Origin of the sequence: Luteococcus sp., from assembly GCF_043424415.1 — a bacterium.
GTDB lineage: Bacteria > Actinomycetota > Actinomycetes > Propionibacteriales > Propionibacteriaceae > Luteococcus.
The window spans coordinates 1-6,603 of record NZ_JBHWOO010000276.1 but is presented as its reverse complement, the minus strand read 5'-3'; the positions used below and the strand labels follow the sequence as shown (position 1 = coordinate 6,603).

The following is a 6,603-nucleotide window of genomic DNA, read 5'->3' as shown; positions in this document are numbered from 1 at the left end:
TCTTGTCGAAGAGCGTGATGGCCTCGGACTTGAATTGGAAGAGCTCGAGCGCCACTGGTCCGGTGCTGGACCGGGAACACCCGCCCAGGGCGAGGGCCGTGGTGGCGCCGAGGCTGCCGAGGATGAGTCCCCGACGGGTGGGAGATGGCATACCTACTCCTGTGTGGGTGCTCCGCGAGGTGGGGCGTCAGTGCCTCATTAATTCCGTCGCAAAAATTAAACTCCTGCGGCGAGTGTACAACGTCATCCGAGCTCTGCACAGGTGGGGGATGGATTTCGGTACGTCATCCAATGCCTTCGCCTCGAGGGAAGTGTCGGTGGGGTCTGCCAGTATTGGCCCATGGCAGCTCGTGACGTGGTGATCCTTGGCAGCACCGGTTCCATCGGGACCCAGGCCCTGGAGGTGATCTCCAGCCGGCGTGACGAGTTCCGCGTGGTCGGCCTGGCTGCCGGAGGCTCCGACGTCGCCCAGTTCGCCGCCCAGATCCTGGACTTCCAGCCGCAGGTCGCGGCGCTGGCCAGGGCGACCGCCGGGCAGGACCTGCAACTGGCGCTCTACGCCGAGGCCAAGAAGCGGGGCTGGAACCAGGGCGAGGTGCAGCTGCCCAAGATCCTGCTCGGCCCGGACGCCGCCACCCAGCTGGCCAAGCATCCGTGCGACGTGGTGCTCAACGGCATCACCGGATCGGCCGGGCTGCTGCCCACGCTGGCCGCCCTCGAGGCCGGGAGCACGCTGGCCCTGGCCAACAAGGAGTCGCTGGTGATCGGTGGCCGCCTGGTCACCGAGGCCGCCGCACCCGGACAGATGGTGGCCGTCGACTCCGAGCACTCGGCCTTCGCCCAGTGCCTGCAGGCAGGACGCGCCGACGAGGTGCGACGCCTCATCCTCACGTGTTCCGGCGGACCCTTCCGCGGGCGCTCCCGCGAGGAGCTGGTCGACGTCACCCCCAAGCAGGCGATGGCCCACCCCAGCTGGGACATGGGCCGCGTCATCACCATCAACTCCTCCACCCTGGTCAACAAGGGCCTGGAGCTGCTGGAGGCCGGCTTGCTCTACGGAGTCGACCTGGATGACATCACCGTCGTCATCCACCCCGGCTCGGTGGTGCACTCCATGGTGGAATTCCACGATGGGGCCACCATCGCCCAGCTGAGCCCGCCCGACATGAAGCTGCCGATCGCCCTGGGTCTGGACTGGCCGCGCCGCATCGAGGGCGCCAGCCGTCCCAATGACTGGTCGCAGCCCACCAGCCTGCACTTCGAGCCGCTGGACTCCGAGGCCTTCCCGGCGGTCGAGCTGGCCCGACGCTGCGGCAAGGCGGGCGGCTCGGCGCCGGCGGTCTTCAATGCCGCCAACGAGGTGTGCGTCGACGCCTTCTGCGAGGGAGGCATCGGCTTCCTGTCCATCGTCGAGACCATCACTGCGGTCGTCGACGAGCACCTCGCCACCGGTGAGGGGGAGGGGGCGCACCTGTCCGACGACCAGATGAGCGTCGAGGGCGTACTCGCCGTGGACGCCTGGGCTCGCCGTCGGGCCGCCGAGATCTGCGCCGGGTGACGGCGGAACAGGCATGACGCTGGTGGTGACGCTGCTGGCCGCGCTGGGCTTCTTCGCCCTGGTGATGGCCTCGATCGCCCTGCACGAGCTCGGCCACCTGGTGCCGGCCAAGCTCTTCGGCGTCAAGGTGACCCAGTACTTCGTCGGCTTCGGCCGCACCCTGTGGCGCACCCGCCGAGGCGAGACCGACTACGGGATCAAGATGCTGCCCCTGGGCGGCTATGTCCGGATGGTCGGCATGTACTCGCCCGGGCGTCCCGGACGCCCCGACTCCCGGCTGAACCGTCTGGCCGACGAGGCCCGAGCCGTCGAATTCGACGAGGTGGGGCCGGGCGACGAGGGGCGACTCTTCCACCAGAGGCCCACCTGGCAGCGCGTGGTGGTGATGGCCAGCGGTCCTCTGATGAACCTGCTGCTGGCCTTCGTGATCCTTGCCGGCGTCAATGCGTTGCACGGCCAGTACCGCCCCCAACTGGTGGCGGCCGCCGTCAGCGAGTGCGCCGTGCCCGCCAGTCGCGCCGCCCAGGGCTGCACCGATGCCGATTCCGTCGCGCCGGCCAAGAAGGCGGGCGTGCGGGTGGGGGACCGGATCGTCTCCTTCAACGGTCAGCGGCCCGAGGACTGGCCGGCGCTTTCGGGGATGATCCGCGCCAACAAGGGACAGGCCGCCCGCCTGGTGGTGGAGCGCGATGGCCGCCTGGTCACCCTGCCCATGGTGCACACGATCGTCACCGCGCTCCCGTCCAGGATGGATCCGGCCCGCACCGAGCAGGCGGGCTTCCTGGGGGTGACCCCGACCACCGAGCTGGTGCAGGTGGGGCTGGGTGGCACGGCACAGGACCTGTGGCGCCAGGCGGAGCGCTCGACCCGCGCCCTGCTGCGTTTTCCCGTCAGCGTCTGGAATGTGGCGACGGACCTGGTGACCGGTCGTGACCGCGAGGCCAATGGCCCGGTCTCCATCGTCGGCGCGAGCCGTGCCGCCGGGGAGGTGGTCGGCAACCATGCGCTGGAGCGCAACGACCGGATCGCCTCGTGGTTCATGATGCTGTCCTCGGTGAACCTGTTCGTCTTCCTGCTCAACTGCGTGCCCCTGCCGCCCCTGGACGGCGGCCACATCGCGGCCGCCCTGGTGGAGACCGTGCGACGTCTGGTCGCCCGCGCCCTGGGACGTCCGGATCCGGGCCCGGTGGACACCGCGCGCCTGCTCCCGGTGGCCTACCTGGTGGGAGGCTTCCTTACGCTGGCCGGCGCGGTTCTGGTGGTCGCCGACATCATCAGCCCGGTCCAGATCTTCTGAGCCAGGCTTGCCTGCCGCCGGGGTCGAGGAAGTTCGCGCGCCTCCATTCGATGTCCTCGTCGGGCCGCCTGTGCCGGGCGCGGTCCAGGACCCCGCGTCAGCATCCAGTCCGACGACATCGCATCCCTGGGCACTCAGCCGCGCCGAGAGGAATCCGTCACCGCATCCCACGTCGAGGACACGGTCGCCTCTGCTGGCGAGCCGGGCGAGCAGCTGGTCGTGGTGGATGTTGAGATTCCACGGGCGGGCCAGATCTGCCATGCATTCACCCTAGGCGCCATCGGGCAGTGGTCCACCCGCCACGAATGCCCACAAGAGGACGGGTTGGGTTGGCAGGTTGACCACAGCCCCGGACGGCTGCCTCGTGCGGCTCCAGGTGTCACTGGGCACCGGAGGGGGCGGAGCAGCTCCCCGGGGCAGGAGAGCGTGTCTGCCGGGCACATCATGCCAGTTGGCGGGGCGGCGCCTGGGCTCGTGAGCGCGGGCTTCCCTCGGCTTCATTGGGTAGCCTCCTGTCCATGACGACGCCCTTGCCCGCCATCGCCCCCGCGAGCGACGAGCGATCAACCCTGACGTCCTTCCTCGACTTCCAGCGCACTGCGGCGCGCCGCAAGACTGAGGGCCTGGACGACCAGCAGCTGCACACCCGCCTGGCCGGGCATCCGTCGACGATGAGCATCGGCGCGATCATCAAGCACCTGGCCAGCTGCGAGACATGGTGGGCTCGCGGCTGTTTCGCCGGGCAGGACGTCGAGGAGCTGGACGAGCCGTGGCGCTCGGGCTGGCAGCAGCCTGAGGGTGACTGGGAGTGGGAAGCCGACGCCGACTCGGGCGAAGACCTGCGGGCGTGGTTCGACAAGGCTATCGCCAACGCGAACAGCACCTACTCGGCCGCGCCGACGCTCGACGAGCTCAGCGTCCGGGCGTGGGGATCGCCCACGCCGGCGCACGTCAACCTGCGTTGGATCCTGGTTCATCTCATCGAGGAGTACGCCCGCCATCTGGGCCACCTCGATCTCCTGCGTGAACAGGTCGACGGCGCCACCGGAGACTGAATTGCGAGGTGGGGTCAGTGAGCTCGTCGCGGCAGATGATCGAGTCTCCGGATGGTTCGATAGAACCATGACACCCGTCGTTGTGGAGGTTGCCCCGAGCACGTTGGCAGTTCGGCAATTGGTGGCCTGGATCCACGAGGAATCCGTGGTGGAGGCCTATGCCCACATCTTCACTGATCCCTTCCCACGCGAGGAGACTCGACAGCGGTGGAACTCCTACACCGGCACGATCGCTCTGGCATCCCATGAGGGCACGGCGGTGGGGTTCGTGGCGTGGCAAGACAGCGAGGTCGAGGCCCTTTACGTGCTCCCATCAGCAGCCGGGTGCGGAGTAGGAGGGCGTCTCCTCGATGCAGCAGTCGGTGCGACGCGGCTCTGGGTTCTCGAGGACAACACGCACGCGCGCAGGTTCTATGAGCGGCGCGGCTGGTCACCATCCGGTCATATCCGCCAGCAGTACGGACCGGTCCGTGAGCTCGAGTACGTCTGCGCTGTAGCCTGATGGGACCGTCAGGCCAGTACTGGCAACGACAGAAGTGTGCGTCTTGGGTAGTCAGATGTGGAAGCGAACATCGTCTAGTTTGGCGTCGCGGGGCATGCGCGGGTAGTGGCTTCGCAGTCCTGCCTGGTAGTCGTCATCAAGGTCTGTCAGGTGGATGGGCGTGACGCTGTCGATGATTCCGAGCATGGTCTTGAACCCACGATGCTCGCCGTCCTCGAAGACGAAGGTGGTCGGCCCCAGCGGGACAGGATCGAGGTAGCGCACCGTCTGCGTCTTGCGGCCAGTCACGATGTCGTCGTAGTAGCGGCCGTTGAACCGGACGAAACGTTCTGCGGTGCCGTCCGGGAACCGGTAGGTGTAGGGCAACAGCTGGGCCACGGGCACGGAGACGACGCTGCCGTTGTCGGGGACCAGGACGCAGCAGTCGGGGTGTTGGTCGAGGATGACCTGACGGCATCGACCGCAGGGGGCGATCACCCCACGGCCACCGTCGCCGACGGCGACCATCGTGGCGAGCGGGCCGGCCTGGGCTGCAGCCGCCAGGCCGAGAACGACGAGTTCTGCGCAGGGGCCGCCGGTGAAGTGGTGGTTGTTCACCGCGGCGTGGATGTTGCCGGACAGGTCCATCGCGGCGGCCGCGACGGTGTGGTTCGCGTCGTCACCCAACGTGGCGGCCAAGCGTGTTGCCGCGTCGATGACGGCGTCGTCGTTGGCCCAGTTCATCGTGGTCATGTGCGTCTCGTCTTCCTGGTGCGAGGGGTTGGGTCTTGGCTTGGGTGTTGGTGGTGCGTCGAGTCAGGGCTTCGATGCGACGAGGGTGAACGTGGGGGGCACGGTGTCGCGGAACTTGGCGGGCATCACGTACCCGGGCGGTGACGACGTCTTCGCCCTCGTGCCGCTGCTCGTCCATGACTCTCTCGCCCTCCCTGATTCCTGGTTGCTCGTGTGTGAACGAGTATGTTCTTGATCGCTCCAGAAGGAGTGGATAAGGCAGGCAGGTGGGCGCAATGGTGCCAATGAGTGACGTCGCCCAAGTGATGGGCGTCTCCACGACGACGGTCAGCAATGCCTTCAGTCGTCCCGACCAGCTGTCGCCGGAGCTGCGTGACCGGATCCTGGCGCGGGCCGCGAAGATGGGCTACTACGGCCCCCACGTGGCTGGCCGTGTCCTCAAACATGGACACGCGAACGCCTACGGAGTGGTGTTCATGGACACGCTGAGCTCCGTCTTCGACGACCCCTTCAAGCTCCAGTGGCTGGCCGGGTTCTCAGACGAGATCCGACCCGCGGGGGCAAGCCTTGTCCTGATGGCTGTTGCCCCTGACCTGCCAGCCTCCGCGCAGGCTTTGCGGAACACGCTGGTCGACGGCATCGCGGTCACCTGGGCAACCCATCCCATCATGTCGATGGCCAGGTCCCAGGGGCTGCCCGTCGTGGCGGGAGGACCCCACGGGACTTGCTACGTGACCATCGACGAGCACGCCGCGGGGAAAGAGATGGGCGATCACTTGCGCAGCATGGGACACGACCAGGTGTGCATCGTCACCGGTCCCGTGGCCCAGGCCGTATCCGAACCCACAATCAGCGCCTGGGACCAGTACGTCGCAGATCAGGAACCCCACGGAGCGTGGCCACGGCTCACCGGTCTGGTCGAAGGCCTCCAGGTGGCAACCTCCATGGTCGTCCAAGCCACCCACTGGAGCCGCGCAGCCGGCGCGGCCGCGGCGACTGCTGCGCTTGAGCGCTTCTCCCACCTGACCGCGCTCGCCTGCGTCGGAGACCAGCTCGCCGTCGGCTGCTGCGACGTACTCCGATCCCGTGGGGTGACCGTCGGCGAGGACGTGGCGGTCCCCGGGTTCGACGGGACCATCGACGCCCAGAAACACGATCTCACCACCATCGATGCCCGAGCCCGCGAACAAGGAAGCCGAGCCGCGCAGCTCCTGCTCAACACTGCCCTGCAACCACGCCAAGCGATACTTGACCACAGCTTGGCCCTACGGGGCAGCAGCCAGGGTCTCAAACTGCGCCGATAGGAGCCGCGAAGTCAGCGGCAGATGATCGCGCTTGGGCCACCTCCGAGGTCCGGCGCCCAGAAGGTGCATCCTTGGGTATGCGCTCAGTGGATCTGGCATCTGTCCAAGGCGAAGCCATCATGTCTTTCGACTCCACGGGTTTTGCTGCCCTGGCC

6 protein-coding genes are annotated in these 6,603 nt (G+C 67.7%); 5 read left to right on the top strand and 1 reads right to left on the bottom strand.

The window, feature by feature from the left end:
• Positions 1–340: 340 nt before the first annotated feature.
• The 4 genes from dxr to ACHFFZ_RS15705 all read left to right on the top strand — a co-directional run bounded on the left by dxr (position 341) and on the right by ACHFFZ_RS15705 (position 4,412).
• Positions 341–1,558 (top strand): 1-deoxy-D-xylulose-5-phosphate reductoisomerase, encoded by a 1,218-nt coding sequence (gene dxr, locus ACHFFZ_RS15720; protein ID WP_394277543.1) that lies wholly within the window; start codon positions 341–343, stop codon positions 1,556–1,558.
• 13 nt (positions 1,559–1,571) lie between these two features.
• The gene (locus ACHFFZ_RS15715; protein WP_394277542.1) at positions 1,572–2,855 is read left to right on the top strand and encodes a M50 family metallopeptidase; all 1,284 of its coding nucleotides are present in this window, start codon (positions 1,572–1,574) and stop codon (positions 2,853–2,855) included.
• Positions 2,856–3,373: 518 nt separating this feature from the next.
• Entirely contained in the window at positions 3,374–3,910 is a 537-nt protein-coding gene (locus tag ACHFFZ_RS15710) for a DinB family protein (RefSeq protein WP_394277541.1), read from the top strand.
• A 67-nt stretch (positions 3,911–3,977) separates the two neighbouring features.
• Complete coding sequence (locus tag ACHFFZ_RS15705; RefSeq protein WP_394277540.1) at positions 3,978–4,412, top strand: GNAT family N-acetyltransferase; 435 nt, start codon at positions 3,978–3,980, stop codon at positions 4,410–4,412.
• A gap of 51 nt (positions 4,413–4,463) precedes the next feature.
• Here ACHFFZ_RS15705 and ACHFFZ_RS15700 read toward each other — a convergent pair whose 3' ends face one another.
• A complete protein-coding gene (locus ACHFFZ_RS15700; protein ID WP_394277539.1) occupies positions 4,464–5,144 on the bottom strand; it encodes a hypothetical protein in 681 nt (226 codons plus the stop codon).
• 284 nt (positions 5,145–5,428) lie between these two features.
• On the opposite strand from ACHFFZ_RS15700, the gene ACHFFZ_RS15695 reads away from it, so the two are divergent.
• A complete protein-coding gene (locus ACHFFZ_RS15695) occupies positions 5,429–6,448 on the top strand; it encodes a LacI family DNA-binding transcriptional regulator (protein ID WP_394277538.1) in 1,020 nt (339 codons plus the stop codon).
• The last annotated feature ends 155 nt before the right edge of the window (positions 6,449–6,603 follow it).

What these genes read in the sequence shown, in the direction of transcription:
- ACHFFZ_RS15700 (WP_394277539.1), bottom strand. Translation starts at nt 5,144, where the DNA reads ATGACCACGATGAACTGGGCCAACGACGACGCCGTCATCGACGCGGCA.
- ACHFFZ_RS15715 (WP_394277542.1), top strand. Translation starts at nt 1,572, where the DNA reads ATGACGCTGGTGGTGACGCTGCTGGCCGCGCTGGGCTTCTTCGCCCTG.
- dxr (WP_394277543.1), top strand. Translation starts at nt 341, where the DNA reads ATGGCAGCTCGTGACGTGGTGATCCTTGGCAGCACCGGTTCCATCGGG.
- ACHFFZ_RS15710 (WP_394277541.1), top strand. Translation starts at nt 3,374, where the DNA reads ATGACGACGCCCTTGCCCGCCATCGCCCCCGCGAGCGACGAGCGATCA.
- ACHFFZ_RS15705 (WP_394277540.1), top strand. Translation starts at nt 3,978, where the DNA reads ATGACACCCGTCGTTGTGGAGGTTGCCCCGAGCACGTTGGCAGTTCGG.
- ACHFFZ_RS15695 (WP_394277538.1), top strand. Translation starts at nt 5,429, where the DNA reads ATGAGTGACGTCGCCCAAGTGATGGGCGTCTCCACGACGACGGTCAGC.